This is a genomic window from Amorphus sp. MBR-141, from assembly GCF_053628695.1.
The window spans coordinates 259,630-282,173 of record NZ_JBRJGW010000002.1 but is presented as its reverse complement, the minus strand read 5'-3'; the positions used below and the strand labels follow the sequence as shown (position 1 = coordinate 282,173).

Sequence of the window (22,544 nt, the reverse complement as noted above, 5' to 3'; positions counted from 1 at the left end):
AGGAAGGCATGGCAGCCCCCAAACCGATCAATCCTCTCCTGAAGCTCGCGCTCGAGCTCGGGCCCCTCGCGATCTTCTTCGTGGTCAACGCGCGGGCCGACCTGTTGTCGGCGACGGCGGCATTCATGGTGGCGACGCTGGTGGCGCTCGCGGTCTCCTACGTGCTGCAGAAGCGCCTGCCGCTGATGCCGATGGTCACGGGCGTCGTGGTGCTCGTCTTCGGCGGCCTGACGCTGCTGCTCAACGACGACACCTTCATCAAGCTCAAGCCGACCATCGTGAACAGCCTGTTCGCGGTGGTGCTGTTTTCCGGACTCATCTTCTGGAAGCGCCCGCTGCTGGGGCTGGTGCTCGATTCGGTGATTTCGATCGACGACGACGGCTGGCGCAAGCTGACGCTGCGCTGGGCGTTCTTCTTCGTGTTCCTGGCGGTGCTCAACGAGATCGTCTGGCGCAACTTCTCCAGCGATTTCTGGGTGTCGTTCAAGGTGTTCGGGATCATGCCGATCACGCTGGTCTTCGCGCTGGCGCAGATCAGGCTGATCGAACGGCACAGCCTCGAGGGGAAGACGGTGGAGGCGGGCAAGGACGCCGCCCCTGCAAACGACCCCTGACGGCTATTCGACGTCGAATTCGAAGTAGGTATCCGGGAACGGCTCGTCGCGCAGCGTGTAGTGCCACCATTCTTCGGTCAGGTTGCGGAAACCGGCCGTCGTCATCGCATCGAGGAGCAGCCGCCGGTTCGCCTGAGCCTCGCTTGAGACCTCCGTCGAGGCGGTCGCGGACAGCGGCGAGAAGCAATCGAAATCCGTGCCCATCTCGACCCCTGTCGAGCTTGACGAGCTTTGGTCGCAGCGCTCGGGACGGGCGGGCAGCGGTGCCTCCGGCATGGCGAGCGGAACGATCGCAAGGTCGACGGTGCTGCCCCGCGAATGGCCGGAGCGGTCGGCGATGTAGCCGTCGGGAATGAGCCGGGCCTTGTCGATCTCGGGATAGAAGTAGCGCTCGCCCGGGACCTCCGACTTCGTCCACTCGACGAACGCCGCCACCGCCTTCCCCGGCCGGTAGCAGTCGTAGACGATCAGCGAATAGCCCTTCGGCTTCAGGGCTGCCTGGACGCGGGCCAGGCCTTGGGCGGCCGGCCGCGTGAGGATGCACGCCGGGGCGCGATAGCCCGGCACGTGTGACCCGGTGAAGTTGTCCGCGCCCGCATAGCGCATCTCCTGCCGGATCGTGGGTGCGAGATCTGCGAGATGGACGAAGCCATCGGGCAGATCTGCGGCCGCGGCCGGCGAGGCGAATGCGGAGAGGAGAAGGGCGCAGATCCATCGACGCATGGCGGACCTCAAGTCGGACATTGCGAGGCCGAGGAGGGGCCGGTCGTCGCCTGCGGCGCCCCGTCGGAGGCGCCGCAGGTATCGGACGATCAGCCGGCGGTGCGGTTCATCCGGTTTTCCACGAGGCTGTCGACCACCGAGGGGTCGGCCAGCGTCGAGGTGTCGCCGAGATTGTCGAAGGAATCCTCGGCGATCTTGCGCAGGATGCGGCGCATGATCTTGCCCGAGCGGGTCTTCGGCAGGCCCGGGGCGAACTGGATCAGGTCGGGCGAGGCGATCGGTCCGATCTCCTTGCGCACCCATTTCACGAGTTCCTTGCGCAGTTCCTCGGTCGGCTCCTCGCCCTCCATCAGCGTGACGTAGGCATAGATGCCCTGGCCCTTCAGGTCGTGCGGGAACCCGACCACGGCGGCTTCCGCCACCTTGTCGTGGGCGACGAGCGCCGATTCGATCTCGGCGGTGCCCATCCGGTGGCCCGAGACGTTGATGACGTCGTCGACCCGGCCGGTGATCCAGTAGTAGCCGTCGGCGTCGCGCCGGCAGCCGTCGCCGGAGAAGTAGTTGCCCGGATAGGCCGAGAAATAGGTCTGCATGAAGCGGTCGTGATCGCCGTAGATCGTGCGCATCTGGCCGGGCCACGAATCGACGATGATCAGGTTGCCCTCGGCGGCGCCCTCGAGCACCGTGCCGCTTGCGTCGACCAGCGCCGGCTGGATGCCGAAGAACGGCTTCGTCGCCGAGCCGGGCTTGAGGTCGGTGGCCCCCGGCAGCGGCGTGATGAGGATGCCGCCGGTCTCCGTCTGCCACCAGGTGTCGACGACCGGGCAGCGGCCGTCGCCGACCACGTTGTAGTACCACAGCCAGGCAGCGGCGTTGATCGGCTCGCCGACCGAGCCGAGGATTCGGAGCGAGGCGCGCGAGGTCTTCTTCACGTGCTCGTCGCCGGCACCCATCAGGGCGCGGATGGCGGTCGGGGCGGTGTAGTAGATGGCGACCTTGTGCTTGTCGATCACCTCCCAGTGGCGCGAGGCGCTGGGGTAGGTGGGGACGCCCTCGAACATGACGGTCGTCGCGCCGTTCGCGAGGGGGCCGTAGACGATGTAGGAGTGGCCGGTTACCCAGCCGACGTCGGCGGTGCACCAGTAGACTTCGCCGGGCTTGTAGTCGAACACGTACTGGTGGGTCAGCGAGGCATAGACGAGGTAGCCGGCGGAGGTGTGGAGCACGCCCTTGGGGCTGCCCGTCGAGCCGGAGGTGTAGAGGATGAACAGCGGATCCTCGGCCCCCATCTCGACCGGCGGACAGCTCGACGACACGCTGTCGGAGACGTCGTGATACCAGACGTCGCGGCCTTCCTTCATGGTGACGTCGCCGCCGGTGCGTTTCACCACGATCACCGTCTCGACGCTCGGCGACTTGTCGCAGGCGGCGTCGGCGTTGGCCTTCAGCGGGATCTTGCGGCCGCCGCGCACGCCTTCGTCGGCGGTGATGATCAGGCGTGAATCGCAGTCCTGAACGCGACCGGCCAGCGAATCGGGCGAGAAGCCCGCGAACACGACGGAGTGGATCGCGCCGATGCGCGCGCAGGCGAGCATCGCGTAGGCGGCTTCCGGGATCATCGGAAGGTAGATCGTCACCCGGTCGCCGCGGCCGACGCCGTGCGCCTTGAGCACGTTGGCGAAGCGGCTCACGTGCTCCTTGAGCTCGCGGTAGGTGATGATCTTCTGCTCGTTCGGGTCGTCGCCTTCCCAGATGATCGCAGTCTTGTCGGGGGTCTTCTCCGCGTGCCGGTCGACGCAGTTGTAGGAGACGTTGAGGGTGCCGTCCTCGAACCACTTGATCGATACCCTGTGCGGGTCGAAGGTGGTGTTCTTGACCTTGGTGAACGGCTTGATCCAGTCGATGCGCTTGGCCTGCTCGGCCCAGAAGGAGGCCGGGTCCGCGATCGAGCGTCGGTACATGTCCTCGTAGCCCGCAGCATCGACCAAGGCGTCCCTGGCGACGGCTTGCGAAACGGGGATGATGGTCTCCGACATGCATGTCCTCCCTTGAAACCGGTTGACCGGGTTGAGGTCCCGCGCGGTGGTTGGCCCGCATTATGCGTTTGGCGCGCATTATGCGAAGGGGCCTTGCCCGCGTCTACACGACCTCAGTGGACCTGACTGGATGCACGCGCAAGTCGCGTCAACCAGCAAAATGCCGCGGAGACGGGCAATTCCGGGGCAGGCGACACCAGGGCGGGGGACGGTGTTGAGCACACATCTTGCGGCAGACGCGTTCTTCTGGCAATTTCTGACAAGCGATTAGGACAGGATTGCTGTCGTAAAATAGACCGGACCAAGCGACGGGGCTGGAAATCCGGGCCGTCCGGTAAGATGATGGCGACCACTGACTGGCGGGCGGGGTATCGGGGCGATCGGGAGGATCGATCCCCATCACCGGCCGGGAGACGCGCGCGCAGGCGGCTCCCGCAAATGGGCCAGCCGAAGATTGCGCGGCGCTTCCGGTGACGATCGCCTGCTGGATCGAGCTGCTGCCCTCCGGGCGGGGGCGCGGCCCGGTCGGGCGGGATCCGCCAGCGCCTGCCATCGGAGCGACCAGGGTTGCGGGACCTTCCCGGACCGGTGGCTCCGGCTCTATGCGAGTTTGAGCGCCGTACGCGCGCGGAGGCAACCCTCCCGTGAGCACGGCCGCTGCGCCATCCGGCGTTCGTACGAACGCAGTCTGGGCGGGGCAGGGTATCGAGATCGGTCGGAAGACCCCGGGGGCGGGCCGCCCGCGGGGTCATTCGGCCGGGAAGCGTACCGGACCGGGCACGGGCCGGCGCTTCACACGAGTGGACGCGATCGCGCTGCCGCCGGCTGGCATCAGCCGGCGGCAGGCGATCCAGACGAGGCATGCGGACGATGAACGAGATCACGGGTGGACCAGTGAGCGTCGTGGCCCCGGCCCAGACCGGCCAGGGCACGCAGGACCGCGGCGCTGCCGCGCACGCCGCACGGACCCGGGCCGCCACCAACGGCCTCTATCGTCCGGGCGCCGAGCACGACGCCTGCGGCGTCGGCTTCGTGTGCGACCTGCACGGCCGCAAGTCGCATCGGATCGTCCGGCAGGGACTGGAGATCCTCGTCAACCTGACCCACCGCGGCGCGGTCGGCGCGGATCCGCTCGTCGGCGACGGCGCCGGCCTGCTCTGCCAGATTCCGCACGGCCTCTACGTGGAGGAATGCCGCCGGCTCGGCTTCGAGCTGCCGGAGCCGGGCGCCTATGCCGTCGGCATGGTGTTCATGCCCCGCGAGGACGGGCTGCGCGCCCATTGCGCGGACATCATCGCCTCGGCGATCGAGGCGGAGGGCCACGTGCTGCTCGGCTGGCGCGAGGTGCCGGTCGACAACTCCGGGCTGTCGTCGCTCGTCACCGACGTCGAGCCGGTGCACATGCAGGTGTTCATCGGCCGCGGCGCCGACGAGGTCGACGAGGACAGCTTCGAGCGGCGCCTCTACGTGCTGCGCAAGGTCATCTCCAACACGATCTACCGGGAGACAGAGGGCGAGAAGTCGGAGTTCTACGTCGTCTCGATGAGCTGCCGGACCATGGTCTACAAGGGCATGTTCCTGGCCAACCAGCTCGGTCCGTACTATCGCGACCTGACCGACGAGCGCTTCGAATCGGCGCTGGCGCTGGTGCACCAGCGCTTTTCCACGAACACCTTCCCGTCGTGGCGTCTCGCCCATCCCTACCGGATGGTCGCCCACAACGGCGAGATCAACACGCTGCGCGGCAACGTCAACTGGATGGCGGCGCGCCAGGCGAGCGCCGAATCCGAGCACTTCGGCGCCGACATCCAGAAGCTGTGGCCGATCTCCTACGAGGGCCAGTCGGACACGGCGTGCTTCGACAACGCTCTCGAGTTCCTCGTCCAGGGCGGCTACTCGCTGTCGCACGCGGTGATGATGCTGATCCCCGAGGCCTGGGCCGGCAATCCGCTGATGGATGACGAGCGCAAGGCCTTCTACGAGTACCACGCCGCCCTGATGGAGCCGTGGGACGGGCCGGCCGCGGTCGCCTTCACCGACGGCCGCCAGATCGGCGCGACGCTGGACCGCAACGGCCTGCGTCCGGCGCGTTACGTCGTCACCGAGGACGGCCTCGTGGTGATGGCCTCCGAGGCCGGCGTGCTGCCGATCCCCGACGAGAAGATCATCTCCAAGTGGCGGCTGCAGCCCGGTCGCATGCTGCTGATCGACACCGAGGAAGGCCGCGTCATCTCCGACGAGGAGGTGAAGCGTCAGCTCTCCACGGCCAATCCGTATCGCGAATGGCTCGCCCGCACCCAGATGGTGCTGGAGGATCTGGTGCCGGTGCGCGGCCGCACGCCGACCACCAACGAGAGCCTTCTCGATCGCCAGCAGGCGTTCGGCTACACCCAGGAAGACCTGAAGTTTCTGCTGGCGCCGATGGCGACGATCGGCCAGGAGGCGATCGGCTCGATGGGGACCGACACGCCGCTGTCGGTGCTTTCCGACCGGCCGAAGCTGCTCTACACCTACTTCAAGCAGAACTTCGCCCAGGTGACGAACCCGCCGATCGATCCGATCCGCGAAGAGCTCGTCATGAGCCTGGTGTCGTTCATCGGGCCCCGGCCGAACCTGTTCGACCTGAAGGGCCAGTCGACGCGCAAGCGGCTGGAGGTGCGCCAGCCGATCCTGACCAACCACGATCTGGAGAAGATCCGGGAAATCGGCGACATCGCCGACAACCAGTTCCAGACGATCACGCTCGACTGCACCTATTCGGCCGAGAACGGCGCCGCCGGCATGTCGGCGGCGATCGAGCGGCTGTGCAACCGGGCGGAAAAGGCGGTCGCGGACGGTTTCAACATCATCATCCTGTCGGACCGGCTGGTCAGCCGCCAGCGCATCGCGATTCCCGCGCTGCTGGCCACCGCCGGCGTCCACCATCACCTGATCCGCAGGGGTCTGAGGACGGCGGTCGGCTTGGTGGTGGAATCCGGCGAGCCGCGCGAGATCCATCATTTCTGCGTGCTGGCCGGCTACGGCGCCGAGGCGATCAACCCCTATCTCGCCTTCGAGACGCTGGCGGAGATGAAGTCCGGCTTCCCGGAGGAGGTCGACGACCAGGAGGTCGTGCACCGCTACATCAAGTCGATCGACAAGGGCATCCTGAAGGTGATGTCCAAGATGGGTATCTCCACCTACCAGTCGTACTGCGGCGCGCAGATCTTCGATTCGGTCGGGCTGTCGGACGATCTGGTCGAGCGCTTCTTCTTCGGCACGGCGACCACCATCAGCGGCATCGGCCTCAACGAGATCGCGGAAGAGACGGTGCGCCGTCACGTCTCCGCGTTCGGCGACGATCCGATCCTGGTGCGCAGCCTCGAGGTCGGCGGCGAATACGCCTACCGCACCCGCGGCGAGAGCCACATGTGGGGCCCTGACGTCATCGCCCACCTGCAGCATGCGGTGCGCACCAACCAGCCGGAAGAGTACGTCACCTACAGCCGCCTGGTGAACCAGGAGGCGGGGCGCTACACGATCCGCGGCATGTTCCGGCTGAAGTCGGCCGAGGAGCGCGGGCTCGCACCGGTGCCGCTCGACGAGGTCGAGCCGGCGGTGGACATCGTCAAGCGGTTCGCCACCGGCGCGATGTCGTTCGGCGCGATCTCCAAGGAGAGCCACGAGGCGCTGGCCATCGCCATGAACCGGATCGGCGGCAAGTCGAACACCGGCGAGGGCGGCGAGGAGGCGGAACGCTTCGTGCCGATGCCGAACGGCGATTCCAAGCGCTCGGCGATCAAGCAGGTCGCTTCCGGCCGCTTCGGCGTCACCACCGACTATCTGGTCAACGCCGACCAGATCCAGATCAAGATGGCCCAGGGCGCCAAACCCGGCGAGGGCGGCCAGCTGCCCGGCCACAAGGTCGACGCGATCATCGCCAAGGTGCGGCATTCCACGCCGGGCGTCGGCCTGATCTCGCCGCCGCCGCATCACGACATCTACTCGATCGAGGATCTGGCTCAGCTGATCTTCGACCTGAAGAACGTCAACCCGGCCGCCGACATCTCGGTGAAGCTGGTGTCGGAGGTGGGCGTGGGCACGGTCGCGGCGGGCGTCGCCAAGGCGCGCGCCGACCACATCACCATCGCTGGCTTCGAGGGCGGCACCGGCGCTTCGCCGCTGACCTCCATCAAGCACGCCGGCAGCCCGTGGGAGATGGGGCTCGCCGAGGCGCACCAGACGCTGGTGCTGAACGGGCTGCGGTCGCGCGTCGCGCTGCAGGTCGACGGCGGCATGCGGACGGGCCGCGACGTGGTGATCGGGGCGATCCTCGGCGCCGACGAGTTCGGCTTCGCCACCGCCCCGCTGATCGCCACCGGCTGCCTGATGATGCGCAAGTGTCACCTGAACACCTGCCCGGTCGGCATCGCCACCCAGGACCCGGTGCTGCGCAAGCGCTTCAAGGGCACGCCCGAGGACGTGATCAACTTCTTCTTCTTCGTGGCGGAAGAGGTCCGCGGTCTCATGGCCGAGCTCGGCGTGCGGACGATCAACGAGCTGGTCGGCCAGTCGCACATCCTCGACCAGAGCCGGCTCGTCGACCACTTCAAGGCGAAGAGCCTGAACTTCGACAAGGTGTTCTTCCAGGCGGAGGGCGCGCCGGACGCGCTCTATCATACCGCCCGCCAGAACCACCCGATCGACAGCGTGCTCGACCGGACCCTGATCAGCCAGGCGATGTCGGCCATCGAGACCCGGACGCCGGTGGAGATCGAGACGCGGATCACCAACGTCGACCGTTCGGCCGGCGCCATGCTGTCCGGCGAAGTGGCCCGCCATCATGGCAACGAAGGCCTGCCCGACGACACCATCCGCATCAAGCTGAAGGGCACCGCCGGTCAGTCGTTCGGGGCGTGGCTGATGAAGGGCGTGACGCTCGACCTCGTCGGCGACGCCAACGACTATGTCGGCAAGGGCCTGTCCGGCGGCAAGATCATCGTGCGGCCGCCGGAGAACGTGCAGTTCGTGGCCGAGCACTCGATGATCGTCGGCAACACGGTCCTCTACGGCGCGGTCGAGGGCGAATGCTACTTCCGCGGCGTCGCGGGCGAACGCTTCGCGGTGCGCAACTCCGGTGCAATCGCCGTCGTCGAGGGCGCCGGCGATCACGGCTGCGAGTACATGACCGGCGGCGTGGTGGTGGTGCTGGGCCAGACCGGACGCAACTTCGCGGCCGGCATGTCCGGCGGCGTCGCCTACGTGCTCGACGAGGCGGGCGACTTCCCGTCGCGCTGCAACCTGGCGATGGTCGACCTGGAGCCGGTGGCCGAGGAGGACGACCTCCTGGAGAAGTTGCACCACCATGGCGGCGACGTGGAGACCAAGGGCCGGGTGGACGTGTCCTCGGACATGACCCACCACGACGACGAGCGGCTGCGCACGCTGATCATGGCGCACGTGAGCCACACCGGCTCGACCCGCGGCCAGACGATCCTCGACAACTGGGAGACCTACCGTCCCAGGTTCGTCAAGGTGATGCCGGTCGAGTACCGCCGCGCGCTCCGCGAGATGGAGCGGGCACGGGTCGGCATGGCGGCGGAATGAGCGGCATGGGGAGCAGGCCGGCGGTGACCCGCCCCGCACGCCAGTGGCGAAAACCGGGCCGGAAGGAGACCTCCGGCTCGACCCTTCACTGAAACGCCTCTAAGAGGCTCGGGTAAGGGACCGACCGGCCGCCGCATCGATGCGGCGCGGGCCGGCGCACGCGACTGCGCCGAAAAGAGACAACCGACGACGCAAGGCAGGAATGGCCGAATGGGCAAGGTGACAGGGTTTCTGGAGATCGACCGGCAGGATCAGAAGTATCAGCCTGCCTCCGATCGCGTGCGCCATTTTCGAGAGTTCACCCTGCCGCTGACCGAACCGGAGGTGCAGCGCCAGGCTGCCCGTTGCATGGACTGCGGCGTGCCCTACTGCCAGGGACCGACGGGCTGTCCGGTCGACAACCAGATCCCGGACTGGAACGATCTGGTCTACAGCGACGACTGGCAGGCCGCCTCCCACGACCTGCACTCCACCAACAACTTTCCGGAGTTCACCGGCCGGGTCTGCCCCGCGCCGTGCGAGGAGGCCTGCACCCTCAACCTCGAGGACGTGCCGGTCTCCATCAAGACCATCGAGCAGGCGATCGCCGACAAGGCGTGGGCGAACGGCTGGATCCGGCCGCAGCCGGCCAATTTCCAGACCGGCAAGACGGTGGCCGTCATCGGCGCCGGCTCGGCCGGCATGGCGGCGGCCCAGCAGCTCGCCCGGGTCGGCCACGCGGTCCACGTCTACGAGCGCGAGCCGAAGGCTGGCGGGCTGCTGCGCTACGGCATCCCCGACTTCAAGATGGAGAAGCATCACATCGACCGGCGCGTCCGGCAGATGGAAGCCGAGGGCGTCACCTTCCATTACGGCGTCGAGATCGGCGTCAACGCGACCTTCCAGGAGCTGATCGACGGCCACGACGCGGTGCTGCTCACCTGCGGCGCCGAGAAGCCGCGCGATCCGGGCCTGCCGGGCATGGATCTCGAAGGCGTCCACTACGCGATGCCGTTCCTGGTCCAGCAGAACCGCCGGGTCGGCGGCGAGCCGATCGACGAGGCGCCGATCCTCGCCGGCGGCAAGCACATCGTCGTCATCGGTGGCGGCGACACGGCGTCGGACTGCATCGGCACCTCGTTCCGCCAGGGCGCGCTGACCGTCACCCAGCTCGACATCCGGCCGATGCCGCCGCTGCACGAGGACAAGCTCGCCGTGTGGCCGTACTGGCCGACCAAGTTCCGCACCTCGTCCAGCCAGGCCGAGGGCGCCGAGCGCGAGTTCTCCGCCGCGACGCTCGGCATCGTCGGCAAGAACGGCCGCGCGACCCACGTTCAGTGTTCGCGCGTCGACGAGAAGCGCCAGCCGATCGCCGGCACCGAGTTCCTGGTGCGCGCCGACCTGGTGCTGATCGCCATCGGCTTCTCCGGCCCCAAGGAAGGCACCTACCTTGAGGAGATGTCGACCATGGAGCGCGACCGGCGCGGCAACGTGCTGGCCGACACCGAAGCGTATCAGACCAGCGTCAAGAAGGTGTTTGCCGCCGGCGACGTGCGGCGCGGCCAGTCGCTGATCGTCTGGGCGATCCGCGAAGGCCGCCAGGCCGCCCGCTCCATCGACCAGTTTCTGACCGGCTCGACGACGCTGCCGCGGTAGGGGGCGGGGGACTACGCCTGACCGGGGAGCCTGCGATGGCGCATGCCCTTGCCGACCGCACCTACCGGCACCTGTTCGCGGCGCAGGTGGTGGCGCTCGTCGGCACGGGGCTCACCACCGTCGCACTGAGCCTTCTGGCATATGATATCGCTGGTGCAGACGCGGGAGCCGTTCTTGGTACCGCGCTGGCCCTGAAGATGGTCGCCTACGTTGCGGTCGCGCCGGTCGTGGGCGCGTTCGCGCATCTGCTGCCCCGCAAGCGTCTGCTGGTCGCCCTCGATCTGGTCCGCGCGGCCATCGTCATCTGCCTCCCCTTTGTCTCCTCGGTCTGGCAGATCTACGGACTGATCTTTCTGATCAATGCCTGCTCGGCCTCCTTCACCCCGATCTTCCAGTCGTCGATCCCCGACGTGCTGAAGGACGAGGCGCGCTACACCCAGGCGCTCTCGCTCTCCCGGCTCGCTTATGACCTGGAAAACCTTTTGAGCCCGAGCCTGGCCGCGGCCGCGCTGCTGCTGGTGAGCTACTCCGATCTGTTCGTCGCCAACGCGGCGGGTTTCGTGGTCTCGGCGGCCTTGGTGGTGTCGGTGGGACTGCCCTCGGCGCGGGTTCCCGAGCGCAGTGGCCGGCTGCTGGAGACGCTGGGGTTCGGTACGACCGTCTATTTGCGCACGCCCCGCCTGCGCGGGCTGCTTGCCCTGGCGCTGGCCGTTGCCGCGGCCGGCTCGATGACTATCGTCAACACGGTGGTGCTGGTGCGCGACCGGCTGGGCGGATCGGACAGCGATGTGGCCATTGCCTTCGCCGCGGCGGGCACGGGGTCGATGCTGGTGGCGCTGATCCTGCCCAGGCTGCTGGAGCGCCTGCCGGACCGGCAAGTCATGCTGGCCGGCGGGGCGGTGATGACGGCAGGTCTCATGCTCGGCCTGACCCACCCCGGTTTTGCCGCGCTGCTTGCGATCTGGTTCCTGCTCGGGGCAGGCTCGTCAATGGTGCAGACGCCGGCCGGGCGGCTGCTGCGCCGCTCGTCCCACGAGGGGGACCGCTCGGCGCTGTTCTCCGCCCAGTTCGCGCTGTCGCATCTGTGCTGGCTCGTCTGCTATCCGCTCGCCGGATGGGGCGGGGCTTCGCTCGGCATGGGCCCGACCTTCGCGCTTCTGGCAGCGATCTCCTTTGCCGCGACGGTGGCTGCGGCCCGCGTCTGGCCGGCCAACGATCCGATCGAGCTGGAGCACGTGCACGCCCCGGCCGAGCACACGCACGCGCACGTGCACGACATCCACCACGCCCACGGCCACGATCATCACACCGGCGTCGACCCGGCCGAGCCGCACAGCCACCGGCATCGTCATGAGGCGATGCGCCACAGCCACCCCTTCGTGGTGGACCTGCACCATCAGGTCTGGCCGACCCGGTGAGGGGAAATCACGGCGAAGCCGGGGGCCGGCGGCTACGATCGGGGCTCGTAGCGTAGGGCCACCGCGCCGGAGCCGAGCTCCAGGCGGTCTACCAGTCGCAGGTCGAGGGGCCCTGAGAGGCCCGACAGCGCCGTCGGCCCGTGGCCTGCGACCCTCGGATGAACGACGAATTCGTACTCGTCGATCAGTCCGAGTTCCGCCAGGGCGAGCGGCAGGGTCACGCCTCCCACCAGCAGGCCCTCGCCGGGCATCCGTTTCAGCTCCCGGACCGCGCTTTCCAGATCCCCGCGCACCAGCTCGGCGTTCCAGTCGACCCGCTCCAGCGTGCTCGAGACCACGTACTTCCGCGCCGCGTCGATGATGCCGGGGAAGGGATCCGTTCCGCTCATCATCGCCCCGGAGGCCTCTGGCTGGCGGAACGCCGCCTCCATCATCTGGTAGGTCACGCGCCCGAACAGGAGGGCATCGGCCCGCTCGAGGGTGGCGGCGGCGTGGCGATGCAGTGCCTCGTCCGCAGGGACGGCGCGGTGATCGCAGCAGCCGTCCAGGGTCACGTTGATGGAATAGCGGAGCGGGCGCATCGCGTCGGCCTCTCTCATGCCTCAGTCGCGGTCGGGGGCGCCGAGCGGGAAATAGTGGCGGAACGGACGGCCGCCCTCCACCGCCCGGGCGAAGGACGGGCGGGCCAAGAGGCGGGCGCGATAGGCGCGCAGCGTCGGATAGGCCTCGGACATCGGATGCGTCCATTCGGCGTAGAAGAGGGACGGCGCGGCCGCGCAGTCGGCCATGGTGAAGGTTTCGCCCGCGGCCCAGGTGCGGCCGGCGAGCGCGCCCTCGAGCCAGCCATAGGCGCGCTCCAGCTTCTCGGCGGCGAGCGCGAGTCCCTCGCCACGGGACATGGGCAGGCGGTTCAGCGCGGCCTCGACGGCGACCTGCATGGCATCCATGACGTGATAGTCGAAGAAGCGATCGAGAAAGCGCACGTCGAGGGCCTCGGCCGGGTCCGCCGGCAGAAGGCGGACCGGGCCGGGGTGGGCCAGTTGCAGGTGCTCGATGATGATCGAGGACTCCACCACCGTGCGGCCGTCGTCGACGAGCAGCGGGAAGCGGCGCAACGGCCAGCGGCGCAGCCACTCGGCGGTGTTTTCGGTCTGGTCCGGCTCCAGGCACCGGAACTCGAAGGGCGTGCCGTTCTCGTAAAGCGCGATCAGGACCTTCTGCGTGTACGAGGAAAACGGGTGTCCGTAGAGCGCGAGCGGCATGGCGGGCCTTTCTTCAATCTGCTTGCTAATTGCAAGTGGTTGAGGGGTAGCCCATCTCCTTGCATGTTGCAAGTGGAAGCTCCGGAGCGAATCGCATGGCGCAGCACGGCCGGTCGGGATGCCCGATCAACCTGACCCTGGAACAGCTCGGCGACCGGTGGAGCCTGATCGTCGTCCGCGACGTGATGTTCGGGAACCGGCGCAGCTACGGCGCGCTTCTGACCGGGAGCGAGGAGGGGATCGCTTCCAATATCCTCGCCGACCGGCTGAAGCGGCTGACGGCGGCCGGGCTCCTGAGCCGTGCGCCGGACCCCGCCCACCGGCAGAAGGCGATCTACAGCCTGACCGAGGCGTCCATCGAGCTGGTGCCGCTGCTCGCCCACATGGGCGCCTGGGGGCGCCGGCATACGCAGCCGAGCCGGGAGCTGTCGGTGCGTGCAGAACTCCTGGAGAACGGCGGCCCGCTGCTCTGGGAGGCCTTCATGGACGAGCTGCGCCATTTGCACCTGGGCGCGCCGAGGCCGGAGCGCTCGGTGTTCGCGGAGCTGCAGTCGGCCTACGAGGCGGCGATGGCCGAGAAGGGGTGAGTGGGCTGCCCCCTCAGTTCGTCCCATCCAGCAGCCGACGGGCGATCACCTGGGCCTGGATCTCGCCGGCGCCCTCGAAGATGTTGAGGATGCGGGCGTCGCAGAGCACCCGGGAGATCGGGTATTCCAGCGCGAAGCCGTTGCCGCCGTGGATCTGCAGGGCGTTGTCGGCAGCTGCCCAGGCGACGCGGGCGGCGAGCAGCTTGGCCATGCCGGCTTCCAGGTCGCAGCGCCGGCCGGAGTCCTTCTGGCGGGCCGAGAAGTAGGTGAGCTGACGGGCGATCGCGACCTCCACCGCCATCATCACCAGCTTGTCGGCGACGCGGGGGAAGGCGAAGATCGGCTTGCCGAACTGCACCCGCTCCCGGGCGTAGCGCAGGCCGAGCTCCAGCGCCGCCTGGGCGACGCCGACGGCCCGCGCCGCGGTCTGGATGCGGGCGGCCTCGAAGGTCTGCATGAGCTGCTTGAAGCCCTGGCCCTCGACGCCGCCGAGCAGCGCGTCGGCGGCCACCTCGAAGCCGTCGAAGGCGATCTCGTATTCCTTCATGCCGCGGTAGCCGAGCACCTCGATCTCGCCGCCGGACATGCCGTCGGCCGGGAACGGGTCCGCGTCGGAGCCGCGCGGCTTTTCCGCCAGCAGCATCGACAGGCCGCGGTAGCCGCTCTCGGCGGGGTTGGTGCGCACCAGCAGCGTCATCAGGTCGGCGCGGACCGGATGGGTGATCCAGGTCTTGTTGCCGTTCACCTTGTAGACGTCGCCGTCCTTCGTCGCCCGGGTCTTCAGCGAGGCGAGGTCGGAGCCCGTGTTGGGTTCGGTGAAGACGGCGGTGGGCAGCACCTCGCCGGAGGCGATCTTCGGCAGCCAGTGTTCCTTCTGCGCCTCGGTGCCGCCGCCGAGGATCAGTTCGGCGGCGATCTCCGACCGGGTGCCCAGCGAGCCGACGCCGATATAGGCGCGCGACAGCTCCTCGGAGACGACGCACATCGCCTCCTTGCCGAGCTCCAGCCCGCCGTAGGCCTCCGGGATCGTCAGCCCGAAGACGCCGAGCTCGGACATCTTGGCGACCACGTCCATGGGGATGTAGTCGTTCTTCAGGTGCCATTCGTGGGCAAAGGGCGAGACTTCGGCCTCGGCGAAGCGGTGGATCTCGACGCGCATCGCCTCGATGGTCTCGTCGAGGCCGAGCGCGCCCACGGGCGAGCCGAGGTCGTGGATCTCCAGGAGCCCGGCCAGCCCGGCGCGGGTGGCGCGGGTGTTGCCCTCGTCGAGGAACCAGCGGACGGCCTCGGTGCGGGCGGGCGCGACGTCGTCTTCGGTCAGGCCGAGGTCGCGCAGGCGGACCGTCTCGCCCTGGTTCATCGGCACGCCGGCGAAGATCTGGGTGAGGTACTCGCCGAAGCCGATGCGGACGATCAGGGTTTCCGCCGCGCCGAGGGCGTTCTCGCCGGCGAGGCGCTCGGCGTAGTCGGCCAGTTGGCGCAGCGCCTCGACGTAGGTGGAAAGCCACGCCAGGCCGTGGACGCCGTGCTGATCGGCCTCCATCCGCTCCGTATCGATGCGGCCCTCGACCGTCAGCGAGGCGCGGACGCTCGACCGGGCGCGGGCCGTCAGGCCGTCGACCGCCGACACCGCTTCCTGGGCGCGCGCGATCAGCGCTTCCTGCGACACCTCGGATGGGACAACATCGGCGAGCATGGCAACCTCCCTGGCAAGACCCTGGGAAGACGATATAGACAGGTCGGGTAGCTGGGCAAATGAAGTTGTGCGTTGCGGCATGTCGCGCGCTGCGTGTTGAGGGTGTCGTCACCGGCCATGGCCTTTTCCGTCGACCACCGCGCCTACGTCGACCGGCTGCGCCGGTTCACGCGGCGTCTTCCGTGGGTCTGGCCGACCTGGCGGGTGGTGTCGAGCGCGCTGGTCCGGTTCGACGGCGACGACGGCTGGGCGATCGCCAGCCATGTGGCGCTGTCGCTGCTTTTGTCGCTGTTTCCGTTCCTGATCATCCTCGGCACGCTCGCCAGCCTGTTCGGCTCGCAGGAGCTCGCCACCGAGGCGACGCAACTGGTGTTCTCCACTTGGCCGCGCGGCGTGGCCGATCCGATCGCCAACGAGGTGGCGGCGGTGCTGAAACGCCCGCACGGTGGCCTGCTGACGGTGAGCTTCGTCGCCTCCATCTGGGTCGCCTCGAACGGCATCGAGGCGCTGCGGCTGGCGCTCAACCGTGCGTACCGGTCGAGCGAGGATCGGGGGCTGGTGTTCCGCCGGCTGCAGAGCCTGGGCTTCGTGGTGTTCGGCTCGGTGACCATGCTGGCGGTGGGCGTGCTTCTGGTGCTCGGCCCGATCGGCTGGTCGAGCGCGGTCATCTTCGCGCCGTGGCTCGGCGCCTTCACGGGCATCTTCCACCTGGCGCGCTTCTTCCTGGCCGCGATGATCATCGTGGTGGCGCTGGTGGCCGCCCACGTGTGGCTGCCGGCGGGACGGCGGCGGTTCGCCGACCTGATGCCGGGCATCGTCGCGACGCTCGTCCTGTGGATGATCGGTGCCGCCGGCTTCGGCTACTACCTGAAGGACTTCGCCAACTACGCGGCCACCTATGCCGGGCTCGCCGGCATCATGACCGCCATCGTGTTCCTGTACATCTCCGCCGGGCTCCTGATCCTCGGCGCCGAGATCAACTCCGCGCTGCTGCGCTACCGCTCCCAGCGCGCGCTGACGCCCGAGCCCGACTGAGCGGGTCGGCTCAGCCGGCCTTGCTCCGGCCGGCCAGCGCGACCGCGGCGGAGGCCAGCACCATGCCGAAGATCTGCAGCGGCAGCAGGTTCTCGCCGAAGAACAGGAAGCCCATCAGCGCGGTCGTCGCCGGCACCAGGTAGAACAGGGTGGCGAGCTTGGAGACGGCGCCGGCGCGGATCAGGATCATGAACAGCGTCACCGCGCCCACCGACAGCACCAGCACCAGCCAGGCGAGCGTGAGGATGAAGGTGGGCGTCCAGTGCACCACCATCGCCTCGGTGAGGAGCGCGAGCGGCAGCGCCACCATCAGGCCGCCGGTGTACTGCAGCAGCCCGCCGATCCACAGGTTCGTGTCGGTGGCGAAGCGCTTTTGGTAGACGGTCGCGCAGGAGATCGCGATCACCGCGATGACGACCGCCATCGTGGTCATCGGCGTGATGCCGCCGGCGCTGAGGGTGAAGCGGGGACCGACGACGAACCCGACGCCGACGAGCCCCACGCCCAGCGCGCCGAGGGTGCGCGGCGACAGCTTCTCGCCGAGGCCGAGGGCGGCGGCAATCGCCGTCATCAGCGGCTGCAGGCCGACGATCAGCGCGGCGACGCCGGCCGGCATCCCGTGGGCGATGGCGAAGAACACGCCGCCCAGGTAGACGCCGTGCATCAGGATGCCGATGACGATGGAGTGGCGGATGCGGCCGCGGCCGGTGGGGAAGCGCGCCCCGGTGATCAGGATGGCGAGCCCCATCACCGCGATCACCAGCACGAAGCGCAGGCTGAGGAAGGTGAACGGTTCGGCATAGGGCGCGCCGAACTTCGAGCCGATGTAGCCGGTCGACCAGAGCACGACGAACAGCGACGGGATCGCCCACTCGACGAGAAGCCGGGGCGGTCCGCCCGGCGGGGGACGGTCGCTCATCGAACGGACCGGGGCGCCGAAGCGGCGGGCATGGGCACGCGGGTCACTCCTGGAAGCGGGGCCGGGCGGCGGTGAGGGGCGCGCACGTCCGGTGAGGGAACGGTGATTCTGGTCGCCCCGACCAAAGCACCGTCTCGGCCGGGCGGCAATCGAAGCGTGCCGTCGCCACGCCATTAACCGGACGCTAACCATGTTTGCGCGATCGTGGATGCGAAGGAACGGCCAAGGGGGCGTTCCGCCGGAGAGCCAACCAGCCTGACGGGTCCTGCCATGAACCGCTTGCGAGCCCTTGCCGTTTCCGCCGCCTTCGTGGCGCTCGTCTCCGGCGCCGCCCACGCGGGTGAGACCGTGCGCGTCTGGGATCCCCAGAACCAGCGCTGGATCGACTACCGGCCGATCGGCTCCAAGCCGAAGGCCGCGCCGCGGCCCCAGTACCGCTTCTACGATCCGACCTCCGGCAAGTGGAAGACCTACCAGGCGTCGCGGGAAGAAATGGCGGCGATCCACGAGGCCCAGTACCGGCGCCGGGTCGTGCCGTTCCGCACCAACGAGCCGGTGGGCACGGTGATCATCGACACCGCCACGCGCTATCTCTACCTCGTCGAGCCCAGCGGCCAGGCGATCCGCTACGGCATCGGCGTCGGTCGCGACGGCTTCACCTGGCAGGGCGTGGAGCACATCAGCCGCAAGGCGGAGTGGCCGGACTGGCGGCCGCCGGCCGACATGCTGGCCCGCCAGCCGGAACTGCCGGATTACATGCCCGGCGGACCGGAAAACCCGCTCGGCGCCCGCGCCCTCTATCTGGGCTCGACGCTCTACCGCATCCACGGGACGAACCAGGCCTGGACCATCGGCTACGCCGTGTCGTCGGGATGCATCCGGCTCAAGAATGAGGACGTCGCCGATCTCTACGACCGGGTTCCGGTGGGCGCCAAGGTGATCGTGCTCGGCCTGGAAAGCGACCGCCGGATCGTCACCGCCGCGCTCGACCCGGCCGGCTGAGCCTCACACCCAGATCGCGATCGGCAACCCGCGGGGGTCCCGCTCGAGCGGGGACGGAAACGGCTGGGCTTCGCCATCGGCGATCCGGCAGGCGATCAGCACGTTGGCGGCCGCATCGAGCAGATCGTCGGCGCCGACGCCGGGCAGGCGCGGCGCGTCGAACAGCGCCGCCGGCAGACCGCATGCTTCCAGCAGGGCTCGGCGTTCGACCAGACCGTCTTGAGCCAGCGCGCTCTTCACCTTCTTCGGCAGCGCCATCGCGCGCTCGCCGTTCAGGCGCCAGAAGGCGACCTCCGGATGGGTCTCGTAGATGCGCGGGATCAGATCTGGACGCGCGATGAGCAGCGTGTCGATCTCCCGGATCTTGTCGAACAGGAAGAAGCACTGCTTCGACACCGCGCGGGGCGGATCGGACGTCTCGCGCGCGATGCGGCATGCCTCGGCGTAGCCGTCCGCATAGACGGCCGCGCGCGACGGCACCGAGAACACCGACGACTGGCGCATGCCGAGCAGCGGCCGGACGGCGCGTTCCGGCCCCCGTCCGCCGGGGCCGGTGTGGTCGCGCAGGCCGATCGGCATGTCGATGGCGAGGACCGCGCTGCCGGGGAGGTCCTCGACGAGGTCGGCGATGCGGGCATAGGTGCGCGCCTTCGGGGCGTCCGGCTGGTCGCGGTCGAGGATGACGGCCACCCAGCCGCCGCGGCAGCCGTCGACGCCGGCGACGATCGCCGGCCCACTCATGACCGGGCTTCGGCGAGCCGACGCATCTGGACCATCGCCATCGGACGGGGCAGGCGGGCCTGCTCGGCGACCACCATCAGTTCGTCGGAGCCGGCCTTCGCCGAGCGCGCGACGATTTCGTAGGCGCCGGCGGCGGTGCGCTCCAGCGCCGCCGGGCCCGGGTGGCCGGCCAGCACCTGGTCGATGAGGAGGGCGCTTGCCAGGTCACCCGGCCCATGCGGCGGATGCGCCACCAGCGGGTGCTCGGCGACCCAGGCGCCGCGCGGCGTGGTGTAGAGCATGGCGACGGAATTGCGCATTAGAGCGGGGGCGGAGGTGACGAGCACCCGTTCGGGCCCCAGCGAGCGGGCCGCGTCGAGCGTCTCGTTGATGGTGTCGATGGAGCGGCCGGTCATCCAGGCCAGTTCGAAGCGGTTGGGGGTGGCGATGTCGGCCAGTGGCAGCAGTTCCGAGCGGATCGCCTCGGCGGTTGCGTTGGGCACGTACAGGCCGCCGTCATCGGCCGACACCGGATCGCACAGATAGCGGATGTCGGGCTTGCGCTCCTTCACGCGCCTGACGAACTGGGCCACCGCCGGGGCCTGCTCGGCGCTGCCGAGATAGCCGGAAATCACCGCCCCCACCTCGTCGAGCCAGCCGGTTTCGGCAAGCTCGGCCAGCACCGCTTCGAAATCGGCGATCGGCGGCACGATGCGGGTCGAGGGGCCGTGGCCCGGGTGCCACGGCAGGAACACCGTCGGCACCAACCAGACCGGATGGCCCAGGCGTTCCAGCGCGAATCCGGCGGCGCGCAGGCCGATCCCGCCGCGTGCGACGAGGGAGGAAATGACGACGACTGCGGCGGGCGGAGCGGTGGTCATGGGATCCTGTCCGAAGCCTGCATCGCGCGAGGGGCGCGGGCACGATGCGCCGTCCTCTAGCGAGCGATCAACGTTTCAGCGGCCGGGTGCCGGTCTGGTTGCCCGTTGATCTAGCCGATCCGTGGCCGGCAGGAAATCACGCGATCGCGAGAGCAGGCCCTCGGGGCATGATGCGGTGGTCAGATCGACCCGATGCCGACACGCCCGCCCCTCTGCCGCCGTCGGTCAGACCATGTCGTGGGTGGCGACGACGAAGCCGGGATCCGAGCGGGTGCCCGGATGTGCCGGATCGTCGGTGACGAGCAGGGTGGAGCCCGCAACGAACAGCGAGGCCAGATGCTGGCGCACGTCCGCGTCGGCGGAGATCCGGTGGAGCGGATCGCTGCTCGGGGCCTCGGGCGTTTGCGAACCGGCCGCTGTCTCGTAGCGGACGGCGACCCAGGCCGGCGGCCCGTCGGTGCCCTGGGCCTTCATCACATAGAGCGTGTTGCCGACGGGAGGGCCGTCGGCGACCGTGATCGGCCCGTCGAAGGTGAGGGTGCCGTTCTCCATGACATAGATCCGGCCGTCGGCGGCGGAGGCGATGACCGCCGCGGGCGTGGCGGTCGATGCGGCAGCGGGCACGGCGGTGTCGCCGTCGGTCATGATCGTCTCGGCAACCGCCTCGCTTTCGGCGTCCGCCGGCAACAGCAGGCCAGGGTGCAGCACGTCGGCCGGACCCGAGTGGCTGTCGGCGATGATGACCGGCGTGCCGAGAGGAGTGATGCCGAACAGGTCCTTGGCAAATGCCAGCGGAAGGTGAACGCATCCGTGCGAGGTCGGATAGCCGGGCAGGTTGCCGGCGTGCAGCGCGACACCGGACCAGGTGAGCCGCTCGGTGTAGGGCATCGATGCGTTGTTGTAGATGCTGGAGTGGTGGTCCTTGTCCTTCTGCAGGATCGTGAACACGCCGGTGGGCGTCTCGTGGCCCGGCTTGCCGGTGGAGGTCGTGGAGACCGCGACCAGCTCGCCGTTGCGGTACACGTAGAGCCGCTGGGCCGGCAGCGAGACGATGAGGACCATCGGGCCGGCGGGGGCGCGGTCGAGGTCCCAGAAGAACTCGCCGGGCTTCATCGCCGCGATGTCGAGGGCATGGCCGCGCGAAACGAGCCCGATGCCCGCCGCACCGAAGATGACAAGACCATTGAGAAAGAGACGGCGATCGATCACGGCGAATCCTCGCAGAGCGCGGGCCGCAGCGATCGGCGGCCTCAGCGGGGGCAGGCGCGCGGACGAGCTCCGCCGCCGGCGCATGATCTCACCGGTTATGGTTAACGGCGGGTTAGCGCTTCTTCTGAAGCCGCCAGACGGTGGTGTGCTTGACCTCGCTGTCCTCCAGCGCGCGGGTCACCTCGACGTGGTACTCGGCGACGCGCGCGAGGCGGTCGCGCGGCAGGTAGGACCGTCCGGGGTCGCCGATCAGCACCTCGGTGCCGGCGGACCGCGCGCGGTCGAGCCAGGCGAGGGTCGCCTCGGCCATCGGCCGCTCGTAGAAGACGTCGCCGGCGAGGAGCAGGTCGACATCGGGCGGCGGGCCCGTCAGGACGTCGCCGAGGCGGGCGATGACCGACACGCCGTTGACGGCGGCGTTCATGCCGATCACCTCGACGGCGAAGGCGTCGATTTCGCTGGCCATCACGCTGCGCGCGCCGGAGCGCGCCGCGGCGATGGCGACGAGCCCGGAACCGCTGGCGAAGTCGTGGACGCTCTGGCCGGCCACGAGGCCCGGATGATCGAGAAGGTAGCGCGACAGCGCCTGGCCGCCGGCCCAGGCGAAGGCCCAGAAGGGGGGCGGGACGCCGAGCGCGCCGAGCTCTTCTTCGGTCTTTTCCCAGAGGTCCGTCGCCTCGTCGGCGAGGTGCAGCAGGATTTCGGGCACGTGGGGTGGCGCCCACAGGCGCGTGTGGGCGCGGATGAACGCGCGGCGGCGCGCGGCAGCAGGATCCTCGCCGGTGGGCGGGATCGCGGTCAGGCTGTCACGCCGCCCATCTTGCACACGCGCTCCCATTCGGCGTCGGTGACGGGCTGTACCGACAGGCGCGAGTTCTTCACCAGCATCATGTCGGCGAGCTCCGGCGTCTTCTTGACGGTCTCCAGCGTGACGGGCTCCTTCAGCGGCTTCACCGCGGCGATGTCGACGCAGTGCCATGTGCCCGTTCCGTCGGTGGAATCGGGATGGGCCTCGGCCACCACCTTCACGATGCCGACGATCTGCTTCTCGTTGACCGAGTGGTAGAAGAAGCCGAGATCGCCGACCTTCATCGCCTGCATCTGGTTCTTGGCGAGGTGGTTGCGGACCCCGTTCCACTCTTCGCCCTTCTTGCCCTTCTTCACCTGGTCGTCCCACGACCAGGTGTTCGGCTCGGACTTGAACAGCCAGTAAGCCACGGC

General features: G+C 68.9%; 18 protein-coding genes. 7 read left to right on the top strand and 11 right to left on the bottom strand.

Annotated elements, in window-relative coordinates; all coding sequences use genetic code 11:
* Window positions 1–8: 8 nt before the first annotated feature.
* Complete coding sequence (locus ACSSVZ_RS03815; RefSeq protein ID WP_453968393.1) at window positions 9–614, top strand: septation protein A; 606 nt, start codon at window positions 9–11, stop codon at window positions 612–614.
* Between the two features lie 3 nt (window positions 615–617).
* Here ACSSVZ_RS03815 and ACSSVZ_RS03810 read toward each other — a convergent pair whose 3' ends face one another.
* The gene (locus tag ACSSVZ_RS03810) at window positions 618–1,337 is read right to left on the bottom strand and encodes a M15 family metallopeptidase (protein WP_453968392.1); all 720 of its coding nucleotides are present in this window, start codon (window positions 1,335–1,337) and stop codon (window positions 618–620) included.
* Between the two features lie 89 nt (window positions 1,338–1,426).
* Window positions 1,427–3,373 carry an acetate--CoA ligase gene (acs, locus tag ACSSVZ_RS03805; protein WP_453968390.1) on the bottom strand — a complete coding sequence of 649 codons (1,947 nt, stop codon included), beginning with the start codon at window positions 3,371–3,373 and terminating at the stop codon, window positions 1,427–1,429.
* 870 nt (window positions 3,374–4,243) lie between these two features.
* Between acs and gltB the strand changes: the two genes are divergently transcribed.
* From gltB to ACSSVZ_RS03790, 3 genes are all read left to right on the top strand, one after another.
* Window positions 4,244–8,959: a glutamate synthase large subunit gene (gene gltB / locus ACSSVZ_RS03800; protein ID WP_453968389.1), complete on the top strand. Its 4,716-nt coding sequence runs from the start codon at window positions 4,244–4,246 to the stop codon at window positions 8,957–8,959.
* A gap of 210 nt (window positions 8,960–9,169) precedes the next feature.
* Window positions 9,170–10,594 (top strand): glutamate synthase subunit beta, encoded by a 1,425-nt coding sequence (locus ACSSVZ_RS03795; protein WP_453968388.1) that lies wholly within the window; start codon window positions 9,170–9,172, stop codon window positions 10,592–10,594.
* A 35-nt stretch (window positions 10,595–10,629) separates the two neighbouring features.
* Window positions 10,630–12,012 (top strand): MFS transporter, encoded by a 1,383-nt coding sequence (locus tag ACSSVZ_RS03790; RefSeq protein WP_453968387.1) that lies wholly within the window; start codon window positions 10,630–10,632, stop codon window positions 12,010–12,012.
* A 32-nt stretch (window positions 12,013–12,044) separates the two neighbouring features.
* On the opposite strand, the gene ACSSVZ_RS03785 is transcribed toward ACSSVZ_RS03790, so the two are convergent.
* Window positions 12,045–12,611: a dihydrofolate reductase family protein gene (locus tag ACSSVZ_RS03785; RefSeq protein WP_453968386.1), complete on the bottom strand. Its 567-nt coding sequence runs from the start codon at window positions 12,609–12,611 to the stop codon at window positions 12,045–12,047.
* Window positions 12,612–12,614: 3 nt separating this feature from the next.
* Window positions 12,615–13,274: a glutathione S-transferase family protein gene (locus ACSSVZ_RS03780; protein WP_453968385.1), complete on the bottom strand. Its 660-nt coding sequence runs from the start codon at window positions 13,272–13,274 to the stop codon at window positions 12,615–12,617.
* Between the two features lie 95 nt (window positions 13,275–13,369).
* Here ACSSVZ_RS03780 and ACSSVZ_RS03775 point away from each other — a divergent pair, with 95 nt between their 5' ends.
* Window positions 13,370–13,861, top strand: coding sequence for a winged helix-turn-helix transcriptional regulator (locus ACSSVZ_RS03775; protein ID WP_453968384.1), 492 nt, complete (start codon window positions 13,370–13,372; stop codon window positions 13,859–13,861).
* 13 nt (window positions 13,862–13,874) lie between these two features.
* On the opposite strand, the gene ACSSVZ_RS03770 is transcribed toward ACSSVZ_RS03775, so the two are convergent.
* On the bottom strand, window positions 13,875–15,557 hold the full coding sequence (locus tag ACSSVZ_RS03770) for an acyl-CoA dehydrogenase family protein (protein ID WP_453968383.1): 1,683 nt from the start codon (window positions 15,555–15,557) through the stop codon (window positions 13,875–13,877).
* 117 nt (window positions 15,558–15,674) lie between these two features.
* Here ACSSVZ_RS03770 and ACSSVZ_RS03765 point away from each other — a divergent pair, with 117 nt between their 5' ends.
* The gene (locus ACSSVZ_RS03765; RefSeq protein WP_453968382.1) at window positions 15,675–16,592 is read left to right on the top strand and encodes a YihY/virulence factor BrkB family protein; all 918 of its coding nucleotides are present in this window, start codon (window positions 15,675–15,677) and stop codon (window positions 16,590–16,592) included.
* A 10-nt stretch (window positions 16,593–16,602) separates the two neighbouring features.
* Here ACSSVZ_RS03765 and ACSSVZ_RS03760 read toward each other — a convergent pair whose 3' ends face one another.
* On the bottom strand, window positions 16,603–17,511 hold the full coding sequence (locus tag ACSSVZ_RS03760; protein WP_453968381.1) for a DMT family transporter: 909 nt from the start codon (window positions 17,509–17,511) through the stop codon (window positions 16,603–16,605).
* Window positions 17,512–17,781: 270 nt separating this feature from the next.
* Between ACSSVZ_RS03760 and ACSSVZ_RS03755 the strand changes: the two genes are divergently transcribed.
* Window positions 17,782–18,513: a L,D-transpeptidase gene (locus ACSSVZ_RS03755; protein ID WP_453968380.1), complete on the top strand. Its 732-nt coding sequence runs from the start codon at window positions 17,782–17,784 to the stop codon at window positions 18,511–18,513.
* A 3-nt stretch (window positions 18,514–18,516) separates the two neighbouring features.
* Here ACSSVZ_RS03755 and ACSSVZ_RS03750 read toward each other — a convergent pair whose 3' ends face one another.
* The 5 genes from ACSSVZ_RS03750 to ACSSVZ_RS03730 form a co-directional block, all read right to left on the bottom strand.
* Complete coding sequence (locus tag ACSSVZ_RS03750; RefSeq protein ID WP_453968379.1) at window positions 18,517–19,254, bottom strand: DUF429 domain-containing protein; 738 nt, start codon at window positions 19,252–19,254, stop codon at window positions 18,517–18,519.
* Window positions 19,251–20,114 (bottom strand): pyridoxal kinase PdxY, encoded by an 864-nt coding sequence (gene pdxY, locus ACSSVZ_RS03745; RefSeq protein WP_453968377.1) that lies wholly within the window; start codon window positions 20,112–20,114, stop codon window positions 19,251–19,253. Before pdxY ends, ACSSVZ_RS03750 begins: the two co-directional genes overlap by 4 nt.
* A gap of 225 nt (window positions 20,115–20,339) precedes the next feature.
* Entirely contained in the window at window positions 20,340–21,323 is a 984-nt protein-coding gene (locus ACSSVZ_RS03740) for a L,D-transpeptidase (RefSeq protein WP_453968376.1), read from the bottom strand.
* Between the two features lie 112 nt (window positions 21,324–21,435).
* Entirely contained in the window at window positions 21,436–22,161 is a 726-nt protein-coding gene (locus ACSSVZ_RS03735) for a class I SAM-dependent methyltransferase (RefSeq protein ID WP_453968375.1), read from the bottom strand.
* Window positions 22,122–22,541 (bottom strand): EVE domain-containing protein, encoded by a 420-nt coding sequence (locus tag ACSSVZ_RS03730; protein ID WP_453968374.1) that lies wholly within the window; start codon window positions 22,539–22,541, stop codon window positions 22,122–22,124. Before ACSSVZ_RS03730 ends, ACSSVZ_RS03735 begins: the two co-directional genes overlap by 40 nt.
* Between the last annotated feature and the right edge of the window lie 3 nt (window positions 22,542–22,544).